The sequence below is a fragment of the Streptomyces pinistramenti genome (assembly GCF_020564935.1).
Lineage (GTDB): Bacteria > Actinomycetota > Actinomycetes > Streptomycetales > Streptomycetaceae > Streptomyces > Streptomyces pinistramenti.
Genome location: NZ_JAJCXB010000029.1, coordinates 42,093 through 66,460, shown reverse-complemented (window position 1 = coordinate 66,460; position 24,368 = coordinate 42,093). Strand labels below are relative to the sequence as shown.

The window sequence follows — 24,368 nt, the reverse complement described above, 5'->3', positions numbered from 1 at the left end:
CCGCCGTGGAGCGCAAGCGCCCGGAGCCCGACGTGCCGACCACCGCTCCGTTCGCCCTGATCGACGCGGAGGACCGGGAGCGGCTTCCCGACGAGGTGCGGGACGCCTTCCCGCTGAGCCTGCTCCAGGAAGGGATGATCTTCCACCGCGACTTCGCCGCGAAGTCCGCCGTCTACCACGCGATTGCGTCGGTACGGCTCCGCGCGCCGTTCGACCTCGACGTGCTGCGCACCGTCGTCCGGCAGCTCGTCGAACGTCATCCGATGCTGCGGACGTCGTTCGACATGACGGCCTACAGCCGCCCCTTGCAGGTCGTGCACGGCAGCTTCGAGACGCCGCTGTACTTCGAGGACGTGCGCGGCCTGGCCGAGCAGGAGCAGGACGGCAGGGTCAGCGCCTGGATCGACCGGGAGAAGCTGCGCGGCTTCGAGCTGCACGACTACCCGCTCATCCGGTTCATGGTGCACCGCCGCAGCGACGACGACTTCCAGTTCACCTACGGCTTCCACCACGAGATCGTCGACGGGTGGAGCGAAGCCCTGATGATCACGGAGCTGTTCAGCCACTACTTCTCGCTCATGTTCGACGAGCCCCTCTCGATCCGGCCCCCCAAGACCGGCATGAACGACGCCGTGGCCCTCGAACTGGACGCCCTGGGGCGCCAGGAGAACTACGCATTCTGGAACGACTACCTCGCCGATGCGACGCTGATGCGGCTGCCGAGGACCGGGACCGCTGCCGGGCCACGGGCCGACAAGGGTGACCGGGAGATCGTCCGGATCGTCGTTCCCGTCTCCCAGGACCTGTCCGACCAGCTCAAACAGGCGGCCACGGCGCACGCGATGCCGCTCAAGAGCGTGCTGCTGGCCGCCCACCTCGCCGTCATGTCGGCCTACGGCGGCAACGTCGACACACTGACCTACACCGTGACCAACGGCCGGCCCGAGACGGTCGACGGCAGTACCGCTGTCGGGCTGTTCGTCAACAGCCTCGCGCTGCGCGTCCGGATGGCCGGCGGCAGCTGGCTGGAGCTGATCGAGGCCACCCTGCGGTCCGAGCGGCAGTCGATGCCCTACCGGCGGCTGCCCATGGCCGAACTCAAACGGCACCAGGGCAACGAGCCGCTCGCCGAGACGCTCTTCTTCTTCACCAACTACCACGTGTTCAGCGTCCTGGACCGGTGGATCGAGCGCGGCATCCAGCACGTGGCCAACGAGCTCTACGGGGAGTCGACCTTCCCGTTCTGCGGCATCTTCCGGCTCAACCGGACGACCGGCCAACTTGAGGTACGGATCGAGTACGACAGCCTCCAGTTCTCCGCCGAGGTCATGGAGAGCGTCCGGGACTGCTACGTGCGGGTGCTGACGGCGATCGTGGCCGACCCGGCCGCGAACTACGGGACCGTCGACCAACTGCCGGCCCGGGACCGCGCACTGCTCGACGGGTTCACCGACGGTGGCCGCAGCCCCGTACCGCAGCGCTGTCTGCACGAGATGGTGGAGGATCGCGCGAGCGCGGCCCCGGACCGGGTCGCGGTGGACTTCGACGGCGCGGTCATCAGCTACCGGGCGCTCAACGAGCGCGCCAACCAGGTGGCGCACGGACTGCGCCGTAGGGGAGTCGGCCGGGAACACGCCGTCGGCGTCTTCGCCGGACGCTCCATCGACCAGATCGTGTTCCTGCTCGGCGTGCTCAAGGCAGGGGCCGCCTATCTGCCCCTGGACCCGGCTCAACCGGACGAGCGCGCCGCCTCCCTCGTGGCGGACAGCGGGGCCGAAGTCGTGCTCGTCCAGCAGCACCTGGCCGACCGCGTCCCGCCGGAGGCCGAGCCGTTCGTGGTGGACCACGCCTTCCGCGCGGTCGGCCGGGAACCGTCGCGCAACCCGGCCAGTGGCACCGGCCCGGCCAACGCCGCGTACGTCATCTACACCTCGGGCTCGACCGGACGGCCCAAGGGTGTCGTCGTCGAGCACCGCAACGTGACCGCCTCGATCGCCGCCAGGAACAGGGCGTACCCGGAGCCGGTCGACCGGTTCCTGCTGCTGTCCTCCTTCGCCTTCGACAGCTCGGTGGCCGGGATCTTCTGGACGCTGTCGACCGGTGGCACCCTGGTGCTGCCGAAGGAAGGCACCCAACTCGATCCGCTGAGCACGTCCACCGTGATCTCCCGGCAGCGCCCGACGCACACCCTGGGCATCCCGTCCCTGCTGGGCCCGCTGCTGGAGCAGTCCGGCCCACGGGAGCTCGAATCCCTGGTCAGGGTGATCACGGCGGGGGAGGCGGCACCGGCGGCGCTGTACGAGGCGTGCCGCGCGAAGCTCCCCCACGGCCTTCTCGCCAACGAGTACGGCCCCACCGAGGCGACGGTGTGGAGCACGGCGTGGACCGGCACGGAACCGGGGGAGCAGCCCCAGCTGCCCATCGGCCGTCCGGTCGCCAACACCCGGGTGCAGACCCTGGACCAGCACGGCAGGCAGACGCCCGTCGCGGTGGCCGGCGAACTGCACATCGGGGGAGCCGCCGTGTCCCGCGGCTACCTGCGGCAACCGGCCGCCACCGCGGCGGTGTTCCAGCCGGATCCGTGGAGCGCGGCCCCCGGCGCCCGCCGCTACGCCACCGGTGACCTCGGCCGGTTCCTGCCCACGGGAGACCTGGAGTTCCTGGGCCGCAACGACCACCAGGTCAAGATCCGCGGCTTCCGGGTGGAACCGGTGGAGATCGAGGCCGTGCTGGACGCCCACCCTGCGCTCCAGCGGTCCATCGTGATGGCCCGTGGTGAGACCGGGGAGAAGCAGCTCGTCGCCTACGTGGTCCCGGAGCCGGGCGAGCGTCCGGCCCAGCCGGAACTGCAGAAGTACGTCCGGGACCGGCTGCCGAGATACATGGTGCCCAGCACCTTCGTCGTGCTGGACGCGGTACCGCTGACCAGCACCGGCAAGGTCGACCGGGCGCAGCTCCCGGAGCCGGAGCCGGGGGCCGCACTGCCGTACACGGCGCCCGGTACCGAGACCGAGCGACTGCTCGCCGACATCTGGTCCACGGTGCTCAAGGTCGATCAGGTCGGGGTGCATCACCACTTCTTCGACATCGGGGGCGAGTCGCTGCGTGCGATGCAGGCAATCGCGGCGACGAACAAGCTGTTCCGAACCGGGCTGTCGGTGCGCAGGCTGTTCGACGCGCCCACCATCGCCGAGTTCGCGCTCGTGGTGGACGAAGCCAGGACACCGGGCGCGGAACCCGCCGAGGCGAACGGGGTCTTCCCCGCGGCTCCCGCGGGGGGCCAGGCATGAGCGTGCAGATGACGGCCGGCAGCCGAGCCCGGGAAGGCGAGTCCTACCGTTCTCTGCCGCTGGCCGCCGCCCAGCAGCGGTTGTGGTTCCTCCAGCGGCTGGCGCCGGACAACCCGGCGTACAACATCCCCACCGCGATCGAGCTGACGGGACCGCTGAACGTACCGGCACTGCGCTCGGCGATTCGCCAGATCGGCAGCAGGCACGAGATGTTACGCGCGGTCTTCACCGACGACGGCGCGGAGCCCGGTCAGCACTTCACGACGGCGCCACCACGACTGCGGCTCATCGATCTGCCCGGCACGGAAGACGCGAGTGCGGAGACGGAAGTGCACCGGCTGCTCGCCGGGATCGCCGCCCGGCCGTTCGACCTGACCGCGGGGCCACCGGTGACCTGGCTCCTGCTGCGGCTGACACCACGGCGACACCTGCTCGTGCTGTCGGTCCACCACCTGGTGTTCGACGGTGGGTCGCTCGCCGTGGTGCGAGAGGAGTTGGAGGCGCTGTACCGGTGCGCGGCCACCGGAACTCCCTCGCCCGCGCGGGCACGGACGGCAAGCTATCCGGAACTCGCGGCCCGGCAACGGGAGGCGGCCGAGGAAGCCGGGGGATCGGTCGAGTTCTGGCGGACGGAGCTGAGCGCGGCGCCCTCGCACAGCACGCCGTTCAGCGGCGGCCGAGACGGACAGGCGTCCCGCCCGGTACGACGGGTCGAACGGCTGGGCCGCGCGGACCTCACCGGTCTGGCGAGGCTGTGTCGGCAGACCGGAAGCACCATGCACATGGCGTTACTGGCCGCACTCGGATGCCTGGTCAGCCGGTACTGCGGCCAGGAGGACGTGATCATCGGCGCACCGGTCGGCCTGCGCGACGCCGAGCCTGCCACCGGCACCGTCGGCCTGCTGATCAACACCCTGCCGCTGCGTCTGCGGTTGCACGGGGAACCGAGTTTCGCCGAGGTCCTGCGCAGGACCAGGAACACGCTGCTCGACGCGTTCGAACACCGGCTGCTGCCCTTCGAGCGGATCGTCGACGCGCTCGGGCTGCCCCGGGAACTGGAGACCTCTCCGCTGTTCCAGGTGCTCTTCGCCTACCAGCAGCCGCCGAGCCCACCCAGCCTGCCCGGATTGGGCGCGCGGTTCGTCGACGTACCCGCCGCGGCCGCGAAGTACGAACTGACCGTCACCGCGGCGGACACACCCGACGGACTTGAACTGATCTTCGAGGCGGACGGCGGGCGATGCACCGAAGCGGAACTGGCCGCCTGGTGCCGCCAGTTCCGGGCGTTGCTCGCCGCCGCGCCGGCCGAGCCGGAACAGCCGGTGGCGTGGCTTTCGCTGCTGACCCCACGCCAGCGGCACCGTGTGTGTGCCCCGGCGGCCATCGATCCCGGTCAGGGAGAACTGGTGCACCGCATGGTGGCCGCCGCAGCGGCGCGCCATCGGGACGCGGTGGCCGTCGTGCACGGTTCCCGCCAGCTGAGTCACCGTCAACTGGACCAGTGGTCCGACCAGTTCGCCTCGCACCTGGCCGCCCAGGGATGCCGTCCCGGCGACGTGGTCGGGGTCTGGCTGCCGCGGACGCCGGAACTGCTCGTCGCCCTGCTGGGCGTACTCAAAGCGGGAGCGGCGTACCTGCCGATCGGCACCGAACAGCCCGCCGAACGCGTCCGGTTGATGCTGGCCGAGAGCGGGTCGCGGCTGCTGATCGGCGACGACGAGCTGCTGGTACGCAGGGGTGCCGCCGGGGTTGCGCTGCCGCCCACGGTGCGGGTACCAGGGAAGCGGGTCGACTCGCCGTCCCTGCCGCACCGGGTGACCGTGCCTCCGACAGCACTGGCCTACGTGCTCTACACCTCGGGATCCACCGGCAGGCCCAAGGGCGTGGCCATCGAACACCGCAGTGCGGCGGCGTTCCTGCGCTGGGCGGGCGGCGAGTTCGACCGCACCGAACTGCGGAAGGCCCTTGCCACCACGTCGGTCGGCTTCGATCTCGCCTTCTTCGAACTGTTCGCACCGCTGGTGCACGAGGGCACCGTGGTGCTGGTCGAGGACGCCCTGCGGATCCCCGAGACCGCTGCCGCGGCCGGGGCGAGCCTGCTCAACTCCGTCCCGTCCGCCGTCGCCGCACTGTTGGACACCGACGGGATTCCCGACTCGGTCGGCTCGGTGAACCTCGCCGGAGAGCCGCTGCCCCGGGAGTTGGCCGACCGGCTGCACCGCCGCCGCGTCCGCACCGTGGTGCGCAACCTCTACGGGCCCAGCGAGGCGACCACCTACGCGACGTGCGGGGTGGTCGGCGCGGGCGGTGGCCCGCCCACGATCGGGACTCCGGTCGGTACGGCGCGGGTCTGGGTGGCCGATCAGCACGGGCTGCCGGTCCCCGACGGCATGACCGGGGAACTGCTTGTCGGCGGCCCGGCGCTGGCCCGGGGCTATCCGGGTCTTCCGGACAAAACGGCCGAGGCGTTCGTCCCCGACCGGTACGGCCGACCCGGCAGCCGTGTCTACCGCACCGGCGACATGGTGCGCCAACGAGTCGACGGCGAACTGGATTTCGTGGGACGCGGGGACACCCAGGTCAAGCTGCGCGGCGTACGGATCGAACTCGGCGAGGTCGAGCACGCGCTGCGCGCGGTGGCACCGATCCGTGAGGTGGCCGTCGTACTCGACGGCGTGGCCGAGCATCGGCGCCTGGTGGCGTTCGCCGGCGCCGAACCGGGCCGGGACATCGCACCGGAAGAGACCCTGGCCGCGCTGCGCGCCCTGCTGCCTTCGGCGATGATTCCGTCGGTACTGGTGGTGTCGGCCGACCTGCCGCACAACAGCAACGGCAAGATCGATCGGACGGCCCTGGCCGCCCGCGCCGGATCCGTCAGCCGCCGGCATCGGCGGACCGCGGCTCCCGGGACCGAGCTGGAGCGGACCATCGCCCGCGAATGGCAGCGGGTGCTCGGCATCGAGCAGGTGGGCGTGCACGACGCCTTCTTCGACATCGGAGGAAACTCCCTCGGTCTCCTGCGGCTGCACAGCGCACTTGTACGCACCGTCCATCCGGGGCTGCGGCTGGTCGACCTCTTCCGGTTCCCCGACATCGCCGGCCTCGCCGATCACCTGGACCGGACCGGGGCCGCCGGGCCGCCGGCGGAGCACCCGGCACTGGCCCGCGGCCGCAGGCGCAGGCGAGCCGCCGGGGCCCCGCGCCGGGCCACCGACCAGGGAGGCGAACGATGACCGAACCGGACGCATCCGAGCCGATCGCGGTGATCTCGCTGGGCTGCCGTCTCCCCGGAGCGGAGAACGTCGACCAGTTCTGGGCCAACCTCCGTGCGGAGACCGAGAGCATCACACGGTTTTCCGACCCGGAGCCGGTGCCGCGGCCCCGCTTCGTCGGCGCGGAGGGAACGCTGGGGGACATCGCCCAGTTCGACGCGGAGTTCTTCGGCTACTCCGCGCGCGAGGCCGAGGTGATGGATCCACAGCACCGGTTGTGCCTCGAAACGGCCTGGACGGTGTTCGACACGGCCGGTTACGACCCGGCGGCGCTGTCGTGCCCGGTCGGTGTGTTCCTCTCCGCCGGTCTCAGCTCGTACCTGGTGCGCAACCTGCTCCCCAGCGACGAACTGCTGCGCACCTTCGGGGGCTTCTCGCTGCTGATCCACAACGACAAGGACTTCGCGGCGACCACCCTCTCCTACAAGCTCGGCCTCACCGGCCCCAGCATGTGCGTCGGCTCGGCGTGTTCCTCGTCGCTGGTCGGAGTCCACCTGGCCATCCGCAGCCTCCAGTCCTTCGAGTGCGACATGGCCGTGGCCGGGGGTGTCTCCGTCCAGGTCCCGCAGGCACAGGGCCACGTGTACGCCGAGGAGGGCATCTACTCCCCGGACGGGCGGTGCGCCGCCTTCGACGCGTCGGCCGCCGGTACGGTCGGCGGCAGCGGCGTCGGCCTCGTCCTGCTCAAGCGGCTGTCGGACGCCCGCAGGGACGGCGACCGGGTACACGCGGTGCTGCTCGGCTCGGCCGTGAACAACGACGGCGACCACAAGGCGGGCTTCATCGCCCCCGGCGTCGACGGCCAGCGGGACGTGATCATCGAGGCGCACGCGGTGGCCGGGATCGACTCGGGCAGCGTGGGGTACGTCGAGGCACACGGCACCGGGACCGGTATCGGTGACCCTGTCGAAGTGGCGGCGCTGACCGCGGCGTTCCGTGCCACCACGGACCGGTCCGGGTTCTGCGCCATCGGCTCGGTGAAGTCCAACATCGGTCACCTCGACGCGGCGGCCGGGATCGCGGGGCTGATCAAAGCCGTCGGCGCGGTGCGGGACGGGGTGATCCCGGCGAGCCTGCACTACCGACGGCCCAACCCGGCCATCGACTTCGCCAGTTCCCCGTTCTACGTCAGCGCGTCGACCACGCCGTGGCCCGCGTCGGACTCCCCGCGCCGGGCCGGCGTCAGTTCCTTCGGCGCCGGTGGCACCAACGCCCACGTGGTGCTGGAACAGCCACCGGCACTGACGGAGTCCGACCGGGAGCGCAGGGCATGCCAACTGATCGTGCTCTCCGCGCGCTCCACGGCGGCCCTGACCCGGGCCGGCGACGAACTGGCCGAGCGGCTGCGCACGTGTCCGGACGCCGACCTCGGCGACGTGGCCGCGACACTGTCCGGCCGCCGCGCACACCGGTACCGGCGGGCCGTGGCGGCCGCCACCGCCGCGGACGCCGCCACGGCCCTGACCTCGCCTTCGCCACCCCGGGCGGTCGAGGACACCGGGCGGACCGCTTTCCTCTTCCCGGGGCAGGGCAACGGCTATCCGGCCATGGCCGTCGGACTGCATGCGGGAGAGCCGGTGTTCCGGCGGCACCTCGACACCTGCGCCCACCTGCTGGCCGAGCACGGCGTGGAGCTGTTCGCGGTGCTCCGCGCCATGCGGACGGGCACCCAGGGCGCCGCGGCCCTCGACCAGGTCGCCGAGTTCGCCGTGGCCTACTCGCTGGCCCGCACCCTGCGTGACTGGGGCGTCGAACCTGTCGCCATGCTGGGACACAGCCTCGGAGAGTACGTCGCCGCCACCGTGGCCGGAGTGTTCACACCGTCCGCCGCGCTGCGGCTGGTCACCGCCCGCGCCCAGGCGCAGGCCACGCTCCCGGACGGCCGGATGCTGGCTGTCCCGCTGAGCGCCGACGAACTGCGGCCGATGCTGGACGGCGGCCTCGGCCTGGCGGCGATCAACGCATCGGACCGGTGCGTGGTCTCCGGCGCCACCGACGCGGTGACGGCACTGGCCGACCGGCTGGACCGGCAAGGTACGCGCACCCGGATGCTGGCCCTGCGCCACGCGTTCCACTCCCGCGCGGTCGAGCCCGCCCTCGACCGGTTCGGTACCGCGCTGGCCGAGGTGGAATTCGCCGCCCCGCGGCTGCCGTTCCTGTCCAACGTCACCGGTGACTGGGCCGATCCCGCCGAGGTGACCCGCCCGGAATACTGGCTGGAGCACATGCGCAGGCCCGTACTCTTCGACGCCGGTGCCGGTCGCCTCGCGGAATCCGCGCCCGCCGCGCTGCTGGAACTCGGGCCCGACTCCCGGCTGGCCCGGCAGGCGGCCCGCAGGCTCCCTCCCGGCTCGGCGTCGATCGGCAGCTGCCTGCCCGCGGCCGACAGCGGTCCGACTCCGGAGCGGGAGACCGCTCACCTGGTGGGCGCGCTCGGAACACTGTGGACCTCGGGGTGCCCCGTCGACTGGGACGCCTTCCACCGTCCGCAGCGGCCGCGGCGCACCCCCGTCCCGGGATACCCGTTCCAGCGCAAGCGCTACTGGATCGAGGCGCCCGGCGAGGCCGCGCCGGTACGGCCCGCGGCCGTCGAGCGGCCGGGGCCGAGGAAACAGCTCGGGGACTGGGGCTATCTGCCCGGCTGGCGGCACGCCGCCGCCGTCCGCCCGGCGACCCGGCAGGACGGTGCGACCTGCCTGCTGTTCGGCGACGGCCCGCTCGGGACGGCGGTCGCCGAACAGCTCACCGCACTCGGCGTGCACCCGGTTCCCGTGCCGGCCGCCCCGGACGGGCCGAGTGAGGCGCGGCACTATCACGAGCTGCTGTCGGAACTCGCCGCCCAGGGGCGGAGCCCGCAGCTGGTCGTCCATCTGTGGCCCGCCCTGTCGGCGAGCGAGGACCGGCCGCTGGACGAGACCGTGGTACGGCAGGGACAGCTGGCCGGGCTGCACAGCCTGCTGCACCTGGCGCGGGCCTTCGGCGCGCACCCGGGCGACCGGCCGGTCCGGCTGGTGGCCGTCACCCGTGGCGCGCAGTGCGTGCTCGGCGACGACCTCGACCACCCGGAACACGCCACCGTGGCCGCGGCGGTCAAGGTGATCCCCCGGGAACTGCCCACGATGTCCTGCACGGCGATGGACGTCGGGCGCACCGACGGCGACCCGGACCGGCTGGCGGACCGGATCGTGGCCGAACTGCTGGCCGCTGACGAGGCCACCGAGATCGCCTACCGGGGGCGGCAGCGCTTCGAACGGAGCTACACCCCGCTCCGGCTCGACCCGGCGCCCGAGCCACCCGCCCGAGCCACCGGCGGGGTCCACCTGATCTGCGGCGGCCTCGGCGGCATCGGACTCAGCCTGGCGGAATCCCTCGCCGGCGGCGCCACCGCGCTGGTGCTCACCCGGCGCACCCCGTTCCCCGCCGCCGAGGACTGGAGCAGCTATCTGGCGGCCCATCCGGCGGGAGACGACACCACGCGGTTGATCAACCGGCTGACCACGCTCGCCTCCCGGGGCACCGGGCTTTTGGTCCGGCAGGCCGATGTGGCCGACGAGACGCAGATGCGAGCGGTCGTCACCGAGGCCGAGAAACTGTTCGGTCCGATCACCGGAGTGGTCCACGCCGCGGGAGTCCGCGACACCGCGGGCATGATCCAGCGGCGCGACCAGCGGGCCACCGACGAGGCGATGGCCTCGAAGGTACTGGGCCCCGTCGTCCTGGACAGCGTTCTCCGCGACCGTGAACTGGACTTCCTCGTGCTGTGTTCGTCCATCGGAACCGTCGTGCACAAGCTGAAGTTCGGCGAAGTGGGCTATGTGGCCGGGAACGATTTCCTCGACGCCTACGCCGCCCACCGCGCCTGCCGACGGGGCGGAACCACCGTGTCGATCGCGTGGACCGACTGGACCGCGACCGGAATGGGCGCCTCGGCACAGGAGGAGCTGGCCGCACGCTACGAACTCACCCCGGAGAACGATGCGTTGACCGCAGACCCGCTGGGCGGGATCAGCCGGGCGGAGGGCGTCGAGCTGTTCCGCCGCGTCCTCGCCGCCGACCGGTCCCCGCAGGTGCTGATCTGTACCCAGGACCTCGAAGTGCTGCTGGCCAGGCACACGGCGTTCAGCACCGACGACCACCGTGCCGTGCTCGCCGAGCTGCGGATCGCCCCGTCGCGGCTCGACAGGGCGGAACTGTCCACCGTGTACCAGGCACCGGGCTCCCCGCTGGAGCGCAGCGTGGCCGCATGCTGGGAGAACCTGCTCGGCAGCGAGCCCATCGGCGTGCACGACAGCTTCTTCGAACTGGGCGGCGACTCACTGATCGCGCTGCGCCTGCTGCCCCTGGTAGGGGAGCGGCACGGGGTCGAGCTGTCGACGGCGGAGTTCTTCGCGGCGCCGACCATCGCGGCCCAGACCGCCGCGATCGAACGCGACGCAGGGGACGAGGTGCTGCTGTGAACGCCGCGGCCTTCCTCGCCGACCTGCGTCGGCGCGGCATCACCGTCACCGCCGACGGGGACCGGCTGCGGTGCGTGGCCCGGCGTGGCGTGCTCACGGCCGAGGTGCAGACGGAGATCTCCGCGTACAAGGCCGAGATCCTGCGCGAGTTGCGCGCCACCCACGGTATCCCGGTGGCCGACGGCACGCGGGTACCGCTGTCCTTCGGACAGCAACGCATGTGGCTGACCCACCGGTTCCACCCGACGGCCAGCTCGTACCACCTCCCACTGCACCTCAGGCTGACCGGCGAACTCGTCCTGCCCGCCCTGCGAACGGCACTGGAGGACGTGCTGCGCAGGCACTCCGTGCTGCGGACCCGGTATCCGGCCGTCGACGGCGGTCCCGCCGTCGAGGTGCTGCCCGCCGCCGAGTTGGCGGAACTGCCGCTGGTGGATCTCACCGGGCTGCCCTCGTCCGCCCGGCGCGCGGCGAGCCGCCGTCAGGCGGCCGCGCTGGCCATCCGCCCGTTCGACCTCACGACGGGCCCGATGCTCCGGTCCTTCGTGTTCCGCCTCGACCGGACGGAACACGAACTCGTCCTGGTCCGCCACCACATCGCCGACGACGGGTGGTCGCTCGGGATACTGCTGGCCGACATCGCCGAGCTGTACCGGGCACATGTCGCCGGGACACCCGCCGAGCCGGCCCCGCTGCCGGTCCAGTACGGGGACTTCGCCGCCTGGCAGCGGCGCCGGGCCGCAGGAGCCGGCTTCGCCGAGCGACTGGCCCGGTGGACGTCGGCGCTGGACGGCGCACCGGCACGGCTGGAGCTGCTCGGCAGGGCGTCGGGCCCGCCCTCCGAGCAGGTCGCCGGGGCCCTGCGGTCCTCACTCGGCGACGCCGACGTACGAAAGCTCCGGCACCTGGCGGGTCAACGGCGGACCACGCTGTTCGCGGTGCTGCTGACCGGGTTCGGGCTGGCGGTCGGTGGCCTGGCCGGGCAGCACGACCTGGTGATCGGCAGCCCGGTCGCCGGACGCGTCCGCCCGGAGCTGGCCGGGCTGGTCGGCTGCTTCGTCAACCTGCTGCCGTTCCGCCTCGACCTGTCGGGCAACGCCGGATTCGGAGAACTCCTGGGCAGGGTGCGCGAGGTCGTCCGACAGGGCCTCGACGACCAGGAAGTGCCGTTCGAGCGGATCGTCGAGGCGGTGCACCCCCGGCGTTCCCTCGCCGAAACCCCGCTCGTCCAGGCGGCCTTCGCCTACCAGAACACCCCGGCACCCCGGGTGGAGCTGCCCGGCCTGACCACGACGGCGCTGGCGTCGCCCCCGGTCGCCGCCAAGTTCCCGCTCACGATGACCGCGTCCCCGCTGGCGAACGGAGTGGAGCTGGAGCTGGAGTTCGACCGGTCCCGGATCCACGGCGCGACGGCGGCCGAGATCCTGGCCAGGACGGTGGCCGTGCTGCGCTCCGCCGCCGCGGATCCGGGTGCGCCCGTCCCGTCGGCCCGGCCGCTCCCACCCCCTTTGGCCACGACCGGCGACCCGGCCGCCGCGGAGGGGACCGGCTGCCTGCACCATGAGGTCGAGCGGATCGTCGCCGGGCAACCGGACGCCGTGGCGATCAGCTGTGGCCGCCGGCAGGTCACCTATCGGGAACTCGACGCGCGGGCCGACCGGCTCGCGGCGGAGCTACGGGCCAGGGGCTGCGGGCCGGAGAGCATGGTCGGGCTGTGCGCCGAGCCGTCGGTCGACCTGGTGGCCGGGATGCTGGGCGCCCTCAAAGCGGGGGCGGCCTACGTGCCGATGGACCCGGCCGACCCGCCTCGGCGCCGTGCGGAGCTGGCCCGCGCCGCCGGTATCCGGCTGCTGCTCACCACGTCCACCGTGCGGCACCTGCCGGACCCCGGTGCGGACACACTGCTCATGGACGGGCCCGCACGCCCGGCCGCGGCGACGGTGGCGCCCCGGGTGCGGGCGCACCCGGCCAACGTGGCCTACGCCGTGTTCACTTCGGGTTCCACCGGGGGCCCCAAGGGCGTGCTGGTCAGCCACGCGAACGTGACCGCGGTACTGGCCGCGTGCCGGGCCGCGCTCCCGGGCCCGCGTGAGCGGCACACCTGGGCGATGACCCATTCCGCGGCGTTCGACTTCTCCGTATGGGAGATCTGGGGCGCGCTGACCAGCGGGGCCAGGCTGGTGCTCATTCCGCCGGACGTGGTCCGCGCGCCGGACGAGCTGTGGGCGACGCTGCTGACCCAGCGCGTCAGTGTGCTCGGCCAGACGCCCAGCGCCTTCCGGGCCCTGCTGCCCACCGCGTCGCGAACCGGGCCTGACGGTCTGCCGCTGGCCCTCGTGGTCCTGGGCGGCGAATCCTGCGAGGTGGCCAAGCTCGGGCCCTGGTTCGACTGGACCGGTGATCGCGGGCCGGAGCTGGTGAACATGTTCGGCACCACCGAGACCACCGTGCACGTCACCGCCCGCCGCCTGCGTCCGCCCGACCGGCACGGCCCGGCCGCCAGCCCCCTGGGACAGCCGATCCCCGGCCAGCACGTCGAGACGGTCGACAGCGACGGACGGCCGCTGCCGGTCGGCGGCCGAGGCGAACTCACCGTCGGCGGGATCGGGGTGGCCAGGGGCTACCTCGGCCACCCCGCCCTGACCGCCGACCGATTCCGGCCCGCGCCCGGTCGGAAGGGCGGACGGCGTTACCACACAGGTGACCTGGTGCGGGTCCTGCCCGGTGAACCGGACTACCTCGGCCGGACCGACAAACAGCTCTCGCTGCGCGGCTACCGCATCGAACCCGGCGAGATCGAGGCCGCCCTGCTGACCCACCCCGCGGTACGCGACTGCGTCGTGGCCGCCCACGGTACGGGGGAGCGGCGACGGCTCGTGGCCTACCTGGTGGCCGAGGGCGGCGCGCGGGCCCAGGACCTGACCAGCGGTCTGCTGCGGAGCTATCTGTCCGACCGGCTCCCGCGCCACCTGATCCCGGGCAGGTCGGTCGTCCTGCCCGCGCTTCCGCTGACCAGGAACGGCAAACTCGACGAGGCGGCCCTGCCCGCCCCGCCGCTTGAGCCCGACCGGCCGCGGACCCGCCGGCCCGCCACCCCGACCGAACGGACGATCACCGAGCTGGCCGCCGAGGTGCTGGGCCGGACGGGCCGGAACAGCATCGACATGATCGATATGCACGACAACTTCTTCGATCTGGGCGGGGATTCGCTGCTCCTCACCCAGTTCCACTTCCGGATCGTCACGGCTTTCGGCCTCGACATCCCCGTACGCCAGGTGTACCAGGCGCCCGACATCGCCGCGCTGGCCCGGACGGTCGACGAGCTTCGTGCCGGACGGCAGAGCGAGTTGGTCCGGGAGGCACTCCGGCTGGCCGAGGCCGGGGAGCAACCGCGATGACCACCAGGACAGCCACCATCGTCGACATCGTGCGGCAGCATGCCGAACGCACGCCGGACCGCCCGGCCTGCCTCTTCCTCGCCGACGGGGTCACGGAGACGGCGCGCCGTGACTTCGCCGCCATCGACCTGCGGGCCAGGGCCGTCGCCGCGGAGCTGGCCGAACGCGGATGCCGGGGCGAGCGGGTACTCATCGCCTACCCCTCCGGCATCGAGTACGTCGAGTCCTTCCTGGGCTGCTTGTACGCGGGCAGTGTCGCGGTCCCCTGCGATTCCGGCCGGGGCAGGGCCGGGGCGGAACGCCTCGCCGCCATCAGTGCGGACGCCCGGCCCGCGCTGGTGCTCTGCCAGGCCGACGACCCTCCGGCGGTGTCGGCCGGCGTGCCGAGGGCCGACGTCCGTGCCGTGTCCGACGCGGCCGCCGACAGCTGGACCGAGGCCCCGGCCGACCCCGGCGCGACCGCCTTCCTGCAGTACACCTCGGGTTCCACCAGAACACCGCGCGGCGTGCGGGTCAGTCACACCAACATCCTGAGCAACGAGCGCGCGATCCAGCTCGCCTGCGGCAACGACCGGGACGCCACCTTCGTCGGCTGGCTCCCGCTGTTCCACGACATGGGCCTGATCGCCAACATCCTGCAGCCGCTCTACCTGGGCTCCCGGTCGGTGCTGATGCCGCCGAGCGCCTTCCTGCACGCCCCGCTGAACTGGCTGCGAGCCGTCGAGAAGTACCGGGCCAGGGTCAGCGGCGGCCCCAACTTCGCCTACGAGCTGTGCTTGCAGCGCATCGACGAGGCCACCAGGGCCACCCTGGACCTGTCGCACTGGGCGGTGGCCTACAACGGCGCGGAGCCGGTCCGCGCCGCCACCCTGCACCGGTTCAGCGCGGGATTCCGCGCCGCCGGATTCGCGCCGACCGCACACTTTCCCTGCTACGGCCTCGCCGAGGCGACCCTGATCGTGACGGCGACGCCCTTCGACCGCCCCCCGACCGTGATCGACGCCGACCCCGTCGAGCTGAGGGCGGGCCGGGTCACCGTCGCGCGGGCGCAGGAGCACGGCAGCACGCTGGTCAGCAGTGGGCTCCCGGTCGTGGGGACCGAGGTGAGCGTCGTTGACCCGGACACCCGCACGGCGCTGCCGGAGGGAAGGGTCGGGGAGATCTGGCTGCGCGGCGAGGGCATCGCGGCCGGATACCACAACCGGCCCGCGGAGACCGAGGAAACCTTCGGCGCCCGCCTCGCCGATACCCACCAGGGCCCCTATCTGCGTACCGGCGACCTCGGGTTCCTGCGGGACGGCGGGCTCCACCTCACCGGCCGCAGCAAGGACCTCATCGTCATCCGGGGCGAGAACCACTACCCGCACGATCTGGAGCACACCGCGGAACGGGCGGATCCGGCGCTGCGGCCGTCCTGCGGAGCCGCCTTCCCGGTGGACGCCGACGGCGCCGAGCGGCTGGTGCTGTGCTACGAACTCGGCACGGCCCAGGACGATCCGGACCTGGCCGCGATTGCCGCCAGGGTGCGGCAGGCCATCGCCACCCGGCACGGCATCGAAACCCACCGCGTCGTCTTCCTCCCCAAGGGAGCCGTGCCGAAGACGACGAGTGGCAAGGTGCGCAGGCAGTACCTCCGGCAGTCCTACGCGGACGGGGAGCTGCAGATCGTCGCCGGCGTGGGTACCGGCCGGACGGAGGTCCCTGACCTGCCGGAGCGCGACGAACTCGGCGCGACGGCGCCCGGCGACCGCACCGCGGTGCTGGCGACCGCGCTGGCCCGTACCGCATCCGCGCTCGCCGGTCTCGTCGGAACTCCGCCGTGTCCCGACGAGCCACTGGTACGGCTCGGGCTGGATTCCCTGCGGGCGATGGAACTGCGGCACCGGGTGCAGCGGCGGTACGGAGTGGACATCGGCCCCGGCGCCCTCGCCGACGGGGACAGTCCCTACGCCATCGCCGGGCGCATCCTGGCAGCGGACCCCGCGTCGGCGGCCACCCTTACGACCGCAGTCGCCGCCGACGGGGACGCGCTCCCACTGACGGCGAACCAGGAAGCGCTCTGGTTCGAGCACGAATTGGATCCGCAGGGCGCCGCCTACAACCTCTCCCGGGTCTTCAGGCTGGACGGACCGCTGGACGTCCCGGCACTGGACCGGGCACTGGCGACCGTGACCGCACGGCATCCGGCCCTGCGCACCAGGTTCTGGGTCCAGGACGGGCGGCCGTGGTGCCAGGCAAAACCGGAGCCTGCGCGACTGCGCGTCATCGACACGACGGCGGAGCGGGACGAGGAAATCGCCGCGCGGCTTCTGGAGATCGTCGAGCGGCCGTTCGCGCTGGGCGGGGCCGCGCCGTTCACCGCGACGCTCCTGCGCCGCGGCGCGGACACGCACCTGCTGGTGCTGGTCGCGCACCACCTCGTGGCGGACCTCTGGTCGTTCCTGGTGGTGCTCGACGAACTGCGCGCCTGCTACCTCGCGGAGACCACCGGCATCCCCGCGACCCTTCCCCCGGCCGTCGATCCGCAGGCCGCGATGCTGGCCGGTGCCGCGGATCACGCCGACTCGCCGGCCGGCCCACGAGATCTCGCGTACTGGCGCGCGATGCTGGCCGGTGCACCGGGGAGCCTCGAACTGCCCACCGACCGGCCCCACAGGTCACCGCGCGACTTCCGTGGGGCGACAGCGGAGTTCCGTGTGCCGCCGGAGCTGGTCGAGGCCCTGCGTGCGCTGGCCAAGCAGCGGAACTGCACGCTGTTCACCGTCCTGCTCGCGGCGTACCGGACACTGCTGCACCGCTGCACGGCCCGGCCCGACCTGGTGCTGGGCACGCTGCTGGCCGGCCGGGACTCCGCCGAACTCGCGGGCGCCGTCGGGTACTTCGTGCATCCGGTACCGCTCCGCTCGCGCTGCCCCGGTGGAACCGCCTTCGCGACGCTGCTCACGGACACCCGGTCGCTGCTGCGCGAGGCGGTGGCGCACGGCACGTACCCCTTCCGCCGTCTGGTCACCGACCTGGCCCCGGCCAGGGACACCGGCCGGGCGACGCTGGTGCAGAGCCAGTTCGTGCTCCAGCAGGAGTACGGCGAACTGCGGGACGGCACCTTCGCCCTGGCACAGGGAGCGGGCGGGCAGGCGGCGTTCGGGGCGGCGACGGCCTCCGTGACCGCGGTGCCCCGCCGATGGTCGCAGCTCGACCTCAGTCTCAGCATGGTGCTGCTCGGCGGCGAGCTGACCGGCTGCTGGGAGTACCGGACCAGCCTGTTCGACGCGGACACGGTGGCCGCGATGTCGGCGCACCTCACCGAGGTGCTGCGCGCCGTCGCGGCGGACCCGGACATCCCGGTCGAGGCGATCCCGCTGAGCGAGGACCTCACCGGGCACGCCGGGTCGGGGCGGACACGGCGCCGCCCCGACCCCGGCGGTCTGCACCGACTGGTGGCGACCGCCGCGGCCGCCCGTCCGGACGCGACGGCCGTACTCGCGCCCGCGGAGGACGGCGGCACCGCGCAGCTGAGTTACGCGGCGCTGCACCGCGCGGCGACCACGGTCGCGGCCCGGCTGCGGGAGCTGGGCGCGCGGCCCGGCGAACCCATCGCCGTGCTGCACCGACGAGGCCGACAACTGCCGATCGGCTACCTCGCCGTGCTCAACGCCGGGTGTGCGGTCCTGCCGCTCGATCCGGAGGAGCCACCGCCCCGGCACGCCGCGATGCTTGCCGACAGCGGCGCCAGGTTCCTGCTGACCGAGGAGCCCTTGCTGGAGCACACCACCCACCTGCCCGTGCGCGCCCTGCTGACCACGGCCCTGCTCGCCGCACGGCCGGAACGCCGGTACTCGGCGCGGGTGCACCCCGAACAGCCCGCCTACCTGCTCTACACCTCCGGCTCCACCGGTACGCCCAAGGGGGTGCTCGTCCCGCACCGTGGCATCGTCAACCGGCTGGCCTGGATGCAGGAGGAGTACCGGCTCGGTGCCGGAGAGCGCGTACTGCACAAGACACCCGTCGGCTTCGACGTCTCGTGGTGGGAGCTGTGCTGGCCGCTGATCGCCGGCGGCACCGTCGTGCTCGCCGCGCCGGGGGTACACCGCGACCCGCGGGAACTGGTGCGGCTCATCGAACGGGCCCGGATCAGTACCACCCACTTCGTGCCGAGCATGTTCACCCCGTTCCTCGCCGAGGCGGCGCGAACGGTCACCGGGCGCTCGCCGCTGCGCCGAGTGCTGTGCAGCGGCGAGGTCCTGACGGCCGTCGCCAGGGACCGGTTCTTCGAGCTGTACGACGCGCGGCTGCACAATCTCTACGGTCCGACCGAGGCGTCGGTCGACGTCACGGCCTGGCCCTGCGCACCGTCGGACGCGGAGCCCATCCCGATCGGGCGGCCGATCAGCAATACCTCGGTCCGCGTGCTGGACGACCGGCTCCGCCCGATGCCGGTGCCCGTCCCCGGCGAGCTGTTCATCGGAGGGGATGGCCTGGCCACCTGCTACCTCGGGCTACCGGAGCAGACCGCGCAGGCGTTCCTGCCGGACCCCCGCCGGGGCCGGGGACGCCGGATCTACCGCACCGGCGACCGGGCGCGGCGCCGCACCGACGGCGCGCTCGTCTTTCTCGGCCGGACCGACGACCAGGTGAAGATCGGCGGAAACCGGGTCGAGCTCGGTGAGGTCGCCGAACTGCTGCGCGCACTGCCCGGTGTGGCCGACGCCGTCGCGATCGTGCGGGACGGCAGGCTGACCGGTTACGTCACCGGGCAGGACATCCCGCCGCCCGCCGAACTGCGCGACCGGCTCCGCCGTTCGGTGCCCGGCCACCTGGTGCCGTCGGCACTCGTCCTGGTCGGGGCGCTGCCGGTCACGGCGAGCGGCAAGGTCGACCGGCGCGCACTGCCCGCGCCGGACCGCGCTCCCGAGCAGGACCATGCGCCCACCGCGGCACTCTCCCCGGCCGAACGGGGACTCGCGGACCTGTGGGGACGGTGTCTCGGCAGAACCGGAATCGACGTTCGTACCGACTTCTTCACCCTCGGCGGCGACTCGATCCTGGCGATCCGGCTCGTCGCCGAGGCCAGGGCCGCCGGATTCGACTTCACCGTCACCGAACTGCTGGCCCACCCCAGCGTCGCGGAGCTGGCCGCGTATCTCGACGCCCGGCCGGAAACCCGGGCGTCCGAGCAGGCACGGGAGACGGAGACGGTGGCGCCGTTCGCCCTGTGCCCGGCGCTGGAGGGGCGATCAGGACTGGCCGACGCCTACCCCATCTCGATGGCACAGCGGGCACTGCTGGCCCACCGAACCGACGACCCCGGCTACGAGGTGTACGTGACCAGCGTCGCGGTGGACGCTCTGATCGCGCCCGGCGCCCTGGAACAGGCCGTCGCCCACGTCCTGGCCCGGCACCCCTATCTGCGCTCCCGCTTCGACCTCACCGGCCACGCCGAGCCCGTACAGATCGTGCCGGAGACCGTGTCGCGGCTGCCCGTCGAGGTGATCGACCAGCGAGCCGAACCCGCCCGCGACAAGAGATTCGGCGCGTGGATGCTGGCCGAACGCAAGCGGCACTTCGACCTCGACCACGGGCCGCTGGTGCGGTTCACCGTGCACGACTACGGCTCGGATTTCCGCCTGACCGTCAGCAGTTTCGCCCTCGACGGCTGGTGCACCGCGCTGGTGCTCACCGATCTGCTCACCGCGTACCGGGCCGCGTTGAAGGGCCCCCTGCCGGACCCGGCCGTGCCGCGCACCGGCTACGCCGACTTCGTCGCACTGGAACGCGCCGCCGTGCGCTCACCCGGGCACCGTGCCTTCTGGGCGGCGGAACTGCACGGCGCCGAGCCCTCCACGCTGCCCCGTTGGACGCTTCGCCGACCCCCGGCGGAGGGGCCGGTGTACCAGCGGCGCACCGTCGTGGAGATCGACGACGCGGTACGGGACGGTCTGCTCGGACTCGCCGCCGAGCTGGGGGTCGGCCTCAAGCACGTACTGCTCGGCGTGCACCTGCGGGTCGTCCGGCTGCTGACCGGCCGCCGCGACCTGATCACCGGCCTGGAGACCAACGGCAGGCCGGAGCGCGCGGACGGCGACCGGGTGGTCGGGGTGTTCAACAACATCCTGCCGCTGCGCGTCGACGTCCCGGCCGAGGAGAGCTGGGCCCGGCTGGCGCTGGCGGCCTACGCGGCCGAGACGCGGATCTCGCCCTACCGGCGTTACCCCTTGGTCACGCTGAACCGTGAGTTCGGCGTGAGCCGACTGTTCGACACGCTGTTCGTCTTCACCCACTTCCGCCTCTACAGCGGCCTGTCCGGGGCGGACGGCCTCGCGGTGTCCGGCCTCCAGGCGCCCGACCAGACGTATCTGCCGCTGACCGCCCACTTCAACGTCGACGCGCAATCAGGTCGGCTGCGCCTGCTCCTTGAGGCCGATCCGGTCAGGAGCCCCGATGAGCAGACCGCCCGGATCGCGGAGTGGTTCCGTGCCGCGCTGGAGACCGCGGCGCGGGCGCCGCACCGGTCCTCGGCCGGCATCGGCGCGCAGCCCCACGAGCCGCCGGCCACGCTTGTGGCTCCACCGAAGACCTCGGTACACGATCTGATCGAAGCCGTGGTCCGCCAGGGCGCCGACAGGACCGCGCTGCTCCAAGGCGGCCGGCACCTCAGTTACCGCCTGCTGTGGCAGCGGTCCGGGCGGCTCGCCGCGCTGCTGCAAGCCCGTTCGGCCGGACCGGAGACCGTGGTCGGACTGTGGGCGGAGCGCAGCGTCGACGCCGTGGTCGGGATGCTGGCGGTTCTGCGCGCCGGAGCGGCCTACCTGCCCATCGACCCGGAGACCCCGTCACGGTCGGTGCCCGCCCTGCTCGCCGAGGCAGGCGCGGCGCTCCTGGTGCTGCCGCCCGGAACGGCCGCCCCCGCCGGGGTCGATCCGCGGGCGATGGTGCGCACCGACGACACCGGGCCCGGTACGGCCATCCGGCTCCGCCGCCCCGAGCTGCGCCCGGAGCACCTGGTCTGTGTGCTGGCCACCTCGGGTTCCACCGGACGGCCGAAGCTGGTCGGCGTGACGCATCAGGGCCTGGTCAACTACCTGCGCTGGTGCGTTCCCGCCTACGGCATCAGCGACCGCACCTTCGCACCGGTGCACTCCTCACTGGCCTTCGACCTGACCGTGACCGCGTTGCTGGCACCGCTGGTCGCCGGGGGCACGGCGCACCTCCTGCCCGGCACCGATCCGACCAGGCTGGGAACGGCACTGGCCATCGGACATCACACGCTCCTGAAGGTCACCCCGTCCCACCTGTCCGCGCTGACCGGCCAACTGGCCGTACAGGGGCGCGGGCTCACCGGCGTGACCGCGGTGGTCGGCGGCGAGCAGCTGGACTTCGCCCAGGTGGCCGCACTGCGCGAAGTCGCCCCCGATGCCGTGGTGTTCAACGAGTACGGGCCGACCGAGACCGTCGTGGGCTGCTGCGTCCCGCGAGTGGGGGAGACGGGCGAGGGACCGGTGCCGATCGGCAGCCCGGTCACCGGCAGTTCGGCGGCGGTGCTCGCGGCCGGGGCGCCCGCCCCGGCCGGCGTGCCGGGGGAGCTGGCCGTCGGCGGATACGGGGTCGCCAGGGGCTACCTCGGGCGGCCCGCCGACACCGCCGACGTGTTCGTCCCGGATCCAGGGCGGCCCGGCGCACGCCGCTACCGCACCGGGGACGTGGTGCACCGGCTGGCCACCGGGGCGCTGCTCTTCCACGGGCGCACCGACCGGCAGGTCAAGATCCGCGGTTTCCGGGTGGAACTGGGGGAGATCGAGCAGGCCCTCGCCGCGCACCCGGCCGTCGCACGGGCCGCGGTGCTGCTGCGCACGGCCCCGTCCGGTGCTCCACGGCTGGTCGCCTACTGGTGCCCTGTCCGCCCGGGGCACCGCGACCGGATGCCCCAAGCCCGGCACCTGCGCGGCTGGCTCGCCGCACGGCTGCCCGGCCGCCTCGTACCCACCGAGATCCAGCAACGCGCCGACCTGCCGCTGACGCGGAACGGAAAGATCGACTACGCGGCGCTGCCCGGAACGCGCGACCGACGCGACCACCTGGTCGACCGGCTCGAATCGCTGACCGAGCAGGAGGCGGACCTGCTGCTGCGCCGCGCAGACCGCCCGCCGGACCCGCCGGACGAAGCCGGAGGTAGCGATGTCCGAATCTGACGCGCGCGTGGCGCGACTGTCCGCCACCAAACGGGAGCTGCTGGCCAGATGGCTGGCCGAGGACGCCCCCGGGAGCGAGGACGGGACACGGCCGACCGCGCCCCGCACCGAGGCCGAGCGGACCATCGCCGGGATCTGGCAGGAGGTGCTGGAGCTGGACCGTGTCGGCATCGACGACGACTACTTCGCCCTCGGCGGGGACTCGGTGCACGCCATCGTGATCGTGGCCAAGCTGGAGCTGGCCGGACTGCGGATCATCGCCCAGGACCTGTTCGACCTGCCGACCGTGCGGGCCCTCGCAGGGCGGGCGACCCCGGACGCACGCCCGCTCGTCCGGCCGCGCCGCCCCGCTCCCACCGAGTACCCGCTCAGCCCGATGCAGGAGGGCATGCTGTACCACTCGGTCGGCGGCAGCAGCCCGGGTGCGTACCTGGTGCAGGTCTGCTGCCTGCTGACCGGGTCTCTCGACCTGGCCGCGTTCCGCGCCGCCTGGCGGACCGTACTGGCCGCGAGCCCGTCGCTGCGGGTGTCCTTCGACTGGCACGACCGCGTCCAGGCCCGCCAAGTGGTCGCCGCGGAACCCGAGTTGACCATCGAGTGTCTCGACTGGCGGGACCGCGACGCGTCGGACCGGGCCGCCGCCCTCGCCGAGTTCCTCGACCGGGACCGTGCGCAGGGCTTCGACCTGACCGGCGCGCCGCTGCTGCGGCTGACCCTGCTGCGCGAGTCCGACACCACGCACCGCTGTGTGTGGACCCACCATCACCTGATTCTCGACGGCTGGTCCCAGCAACTGGTCCTCGCCGACGTCCTGGCCTGCTACCGAGCCCTGGCGGCGGGCGAGCAGCCGCAGGTGCCGGACCGGCCGGCCATGTCCGACTACGTCGAGTGGGTCCGGACCAGGGACAGCGCCACCGACGACGCGTTCTGGGCCGACCAGCTGGCCGGGATGACGGCATCGACCAGGATCGCGGGGCCGGGCTGTGCGCACGGTCAGGTGATCGCCGCGCGGCGCGGCGAGGTCACGGTGACCGCGCCGGCGGACCTCGCCGCCGGGCTCGAACAGCTCTGCCGACGGGACGGGCTCACCGTGAGCACCGTTGTCTACGGCGGCTGGGCCCTGCTGCTCGCCGAGATGTGCGCGAGCAAGGACATCGTCTTCGGCGTGACCGTCTCCGGCCGGCCGCCCGACCTGCCGGGCGCGATCGAATTGGTCGGCCTGCTCATCAACACGGTGCCGCTCCGGGTGGACTGCGCGCCGGACAGTGCGGTCCTGCCCTGGTTGCACGCCGTGCAGCGCCGCCTGGCCGGGATACGTGAACACAGCCACGTCCCGCTGGGCCGCGTCACCCGGGGGATGGGCCTGAACCGGGGCGCCGGCCTGTTCGACACGATCGTGGTGATCGAGAACTTCCCCACCGCCGTGCGCCAGGGCGCCGAGGACGGACTGTGCATCGGAGAGGTGCGCACCGTGGTCGACGAGGGCTATCCGCTGGTGCTCGAAGTAGTCCCCGGCACCGAACTGAGGCTGCTGGCCAGGCACGATCCGGCCCGCCTCGCCGCATCCGACGTGCGCGCCCTGCTGGAGGCGCTGACGGCGTGCCTCGCCGACTTCGTCGCCGCCCCGGACCGGCCGCTGTCCGGCCCCAGGGCCCTGCTCGCCCGGCGCATCGCGCAGCACGCCGAACACAAACGCCTGACCGGCAAGGACAGGGCAGGCCGCGACCTGCTGACGGCACGACGCCGAGCGATCGATGAGGAGTGA

6 protein-coding genes (1 of these 6 only partly in view) are annotated in these 24,368 nt (G+C 72.9%); all 6 read left to right on the top strand.

Translation table 11 applies throughout. The features are described 5' to 3' along the window. Tightly spaced (each overlapping or abutting the next), the 6 genes in view from LIU39_RS20405 to LIU39_RS20380 form a layout consistent with a single transcriptional unit that may run on beyond the window. On the top strand, positions 1–3,290 hold the 3' portion of the coding sequence (locus LIU39_RS20405) for a non-ribosomal peptide synthetase (RefSeq protein ID WP_308409401.1). It extends 3,118 nt beyond the left edge of the window; the window shows 3,290 of its 6,408 coding nt (coding positions 3,119–6,408); the start codon falls outside the window, past its left edge; it ends in the stop codon at positions 3,288–3,290. After that, positions 3,287–6,523 (top strand): non-ribosomal peptide synthetase, encoded by a 3,237-nt coding sequence (locus tag LIU39_RS20400; RefSeq protein WP_227048242.1) that lies wholly within the window; start codon positions 3,287–3,289, stop codon positions 6,521–6,523. Before LIU39_RS20405 ends, LIU39_RS20400 begins: the two co-directional genes overlap by 4 nt. Continuing rightward, a complete protein-coding gene (locus LIU39_RS20395; RefSeq protein ID WP_227048241.1) occupies positions 6,520–11,019 on the top strand; it encodes a type I polyketide synthase in 4,500 nt (1,499 codons plus the stop codon). The genes LIU39_RS20400 and LIU39_RS20395 overlap by 4 nt, the downstream gene beginning before the upstream one ends. Then, complete coding sequence (locus tag LIU39_RS20390) at positions 11,016–14,417, top strand: non-ribosomal peptide synthetase (RefSeq protein ID WP_227048240.1); 3,402 nt, start codon at positions 11,016–11,018, stop codon at positions 14,415–14,417. The genes LIU39_RS20395 and LIU39_RS20390 overlap by 4 nt, the downstream gene beginning before the upstream one ends. Next, positions 14,414–22,603 (top strand): non-ribosomal peptide synthetase, encoded by an 8,190-nt coding sequence (locus LIU39_RS20385; RefSeq protein ID WP_227048239.1) that lies wholly within the window; start codon positions 14,414–14,416, stop codon positions 22,601–22,603. The genes LIU39_RS20390 and LIU39_RS20385 overlap by 4 nt, the downstream gene beginning before the upstream one ends. Continuing rightward, positions 22,590–24,368, top strand: a complete 1,779-nt coding sequence (locus LIU39_RS20380) for a condensation domain-containing protein (protein WP_227048238.1) — start codon at positions 22,590–22,592, stop codon at positions 24,366–24,368. Before LIU39_RS20385 ends, LIU39_RS20380 begins: the two co-directional genes overlap by 14 nt.